2 protein-coding genes are annotated in these 3,277 nt (G+C 72.9%); both read left to right on the forward strand.

Translation table 11 applies throughout. The annotated features are described in order from the left end of the window. The first annotated feature begins 114 nt into the window (after positions 1-114). Complete coding sequence (locus tag NBW84_RS19110; RefSeq protein WP_250290297.1) at positions 115-1,131, forward strand: polyprenyl synthetase family protein; 1,017 nt, start codon at positions 115-117, stop codon at positions 1,129-1,131. A gap of 60 nt (positions 1,132-1,191) precedes the next feature. Beyond that, positions 1,192-3,171, forward strand: a complete 1,980-nt coding sequence (locus tag NBW84_RS19115) for a terpene cyclase/mutase family protein (protein WP_250286109.1) — start codon at positions 1,192-1,194, stop codon at positions 3,169-3,171. Positions 3,172-3,277: the final 106 nt, after the last annotated feature.

The following is a 3,277-nucleotide window of genomic DNA, read 5'->3' on the forward strand; positions in this document are numbered from 1 at the left end:
GCTACCCACGCCGACGTCGGCGCCGACATCCGCGGCGGCCTCGACCGCGGCTCCAGGCGCGACTCCGAACGCGACATCGATATCGACAGCGTCACCGACAGGGGGATTCCCGGCATGACCACGTTGGTTCCCGAAGCGATCGAGCGGGGCCGGACTCTGGCAGTGCCGGCGCTACGCGCCGCTGTCGACCGGCTCCATCCCCGGCTGCGCCGGGTGGTCGCCTACCACCGCGGCTGGACCGACGCGGAGGGCACGCCGCTGCCGGGCGGCGGCGGAAAGCTGGTACGCCCGGCACTGGCACTGCTGTCCGCGGAGGCGGCCGGCGCCGCGGCCGAGACCGGGCTGCCCGGCGCGGTCGCGGTCGAACTCGTCCACGACTTCTCCCTGCTGCACGACGACCTCATGGACGGCGACACCGAGCGCCGCCACCGGCCCACCGCCTGGACCGTCTTCGGCGCGGACGGCGCGATCCTCGCCGGTGACGCCCTGCTGGGGCTGGCGACCCAGGTACTGCTGGAGGTCGAGGGGGAGCCGGGCCGCCGCGCTGCGATCATGCTCGGCGCGGGTGTCCAGGACCTTGTCCGCGGCCAGGCCGAGGACCTGTACTTCGAGACCCGCAACGACGTCACCGTCGCCGACACCCTGACGATGGAGGACGGCAAGACCGGCGCGCTGCTGTCCTGCTCGGCCGCGATCGGCGCGGTGCTCGCGGGCGGGCGGGCGGAGCTCGTCGACGGCCTCGCCGAGTTCGGCTCCCGGCTGGGGACGGCCTTCCAGCTCGTGGACGACCTGCTCGGCATCTGGGGCGACCCGGCGGTGACCGGCAAGCCCGTGCTGTCGGACCTGCGCTCGCGCAAGAAGTCCGTCCCGGTCGTGGTGGCGCTGGAGGCCGGTGGCACCGACGCCGACGAGCTGCGTGCCTTCCTGGAGTCCTCGGGGGAGGCGTCCGAAAGCGAGCTGCACCACATCGCGGGGCTGGTGGAACGCGCCGGCGGGCGGGAGTGGACCACGGCCGAGGCCGACCGCCAGCTCGACGCGTGCGCCAAACTGCTCGCGTCGCTGTCCCTGCCGCCGCTGGTGGAGACGGAACTGTTTGCCCTGGCCCGCTTCGTCACCGAGCGGGACCGGTGACGAAGCCGTGACACCGCTGTTCGTACCGCACCTGGATCCACATGTGGACGGGAGCTGCCGATGAGTTCGACCACCGACTACGAAGTCTCCCGCGAAACCTTTTCCGACACGGTGGCGGCAGCCGCCGTCCGGGCCCGTGACCACCTGCTGGGGCTGCAGTCCGACCAGGGCTGGTGGAAGGGCGAGCTTGAGACCAACGTCACCATGGACGCCGAGGACCTCATGCTCCGGCGGTTCCTCGGCATCCTCACCCCGCAGGAGGCCGAGGAGACCGCCCGCTGGATCCGCTCGCAGCAGAGCGCGAGCGGCACCTGGGCGACCTTCTACGGTGGCCCGCCCGACCTGAACACCACCTTCGAGGCGTACGTGGCGCTGCGCCTGGCCGGCGACAGCCCGGACGCGCCGCACATGCAGGCCGCGGCCGAGTTCGTCCGGGCGAACGGCGGCATCGCCCGCACCCGGGTCTTCACCCGGATCTGGATGGCGCTGTTCGGCGAATGGTCCTGGGACGACCTGCCGGTGATGCCGCCCGAGCTGGTGCTGCTGCCGTCGTGGTTCCCGCTCAACCCGTACGACTTCGCCTGCTGGGCCCGGCAGTCGGTCGTGCCGCTGACGATCGTCGGGACGTTGCGGCCGAAACGCTCCCTCGGCTTCAGGATCGACGAGCTCAGGGTCGGCCTTCCCCCGAAGCCGCTGGCGCCGCTGCGGTCCTGGCCGGGTGCGTTCGAGCGCCTGGACCGGCTGCTGCACCGCTACGAGCGCCGCCCGCTGAAGCTGATCCGCCGGCATGCGATGCGCCGGGCCGCCGAATGGATAGTCGCCCGCCAGGAGGCCGACGGCTGCTGGGGCGGTATCCAGCCGCCCTGGGTGTATTCGATCATGGCGTTGACCCTGCTGGGCTACCCCATGAATCATCCGGTGATCGTGGCCGGCCTGCGGGGGCTGGAGCGCTTCACCATCCGCGAGCGGACGCCTGCCGGGATGGTCCGCCGGCTGGAGGCCTGCCAGTCCCCGGTGTGGGACACCGCGCTCGCCGTCGTCGCCCTGCGTGACGCCGGTCTGGCCGCCGACCACCCGGCCATGGTGCGCGCCGCCCGGTGGCTCGCGGACGAGGAGGTCACCGTGGCCGGTGACTGGGCGGTGAAACGCCCGGCGCTGGCGCCCGGCGGGTGGGCCTTCGAGTTCGACAACGACCTGTACCCGGACGTCGACGACACCGCCGAGGTGGTGCTCGCCATCCAGCGCATCCTCGACCCGGGGCATGGGCGGGACGCGGCCGGCCCGCCGCACGCTCCGAGCGGGTTCGAGGCGGCCGAGCCCGAGCTCGCGGACCGGCTGCGGGCCGCGGGGCGCCGCGGGGTCGACTGGACCATCGGGATGCGCTCCGCGGGCGGGGCGTGGGGGGCCTTCGACGCGGACAACACCCGGACGCTCCCCACGAAGCTGCCCTTCTGCGACTTCGGTGAGGTGATCGACCCGCCGTCCGCCGACGTCACCGCGCATATCGTGGAGATGCTCGCCGAGGTCGGCCAGGCCGACAGCCCGGTCACCGAACGTGCGGTCCAGTGGCTGCTGGACAACCAGGAGCCGGGCGGGTCGTGGTTCGGCCGTTGGGGGGTCAACCACATCTACGGCACCGGCGCGGTCGTCCCGGCCCTGATCGTCGCCGGCGTCCCGGCCGACCATCCGTCGGTCGTCCGGGCGGTCCGCTGGCTGGTCGAGCACCAGAGACCCGACGGCGCGTGGGGCGAGGACCTGCGCTCCTACACCGACGACGCGTGGATCGGCCAGGGCGAGGCGACCGCGTCGCAGACGGCGTGGGCGCTGCTGGCGCTGCTCGCCGCCGACCCGGCGTCCCCGGCCGTCGAGCGCGGGGTGCGCTGGCTGGTCGACACGCAGCGTCCGGACGGGACCTGGGACGAGCCGTACTACACCGGCACCGGCTTCCCCGGTGACTTTTCGATCAACTACCATCTGTATCGGCTGGTCTTCCCACTGACCGCGCTCGGCCGGTACCTGAGTGGCAGGTCCGCGTCATGACCTTCTCGGCACCGGAGACATCCAGGACGCCGGTTCCCGCCGAAGCCCCCACGGCGCCGACGCGGGCATCCGCGGGACCGGCCACACCGGTACCGGCATCCACGGC

The organism is Protofrankia sp. CiP1_Cm_nod2 (assembly GCF_920664355.1).
Taxonomy (GTDB): domain Bacteria; phylum Actinomycetota; class Actinomycetes; order Frankiales; family Frankiaceae; genus Protofrankia.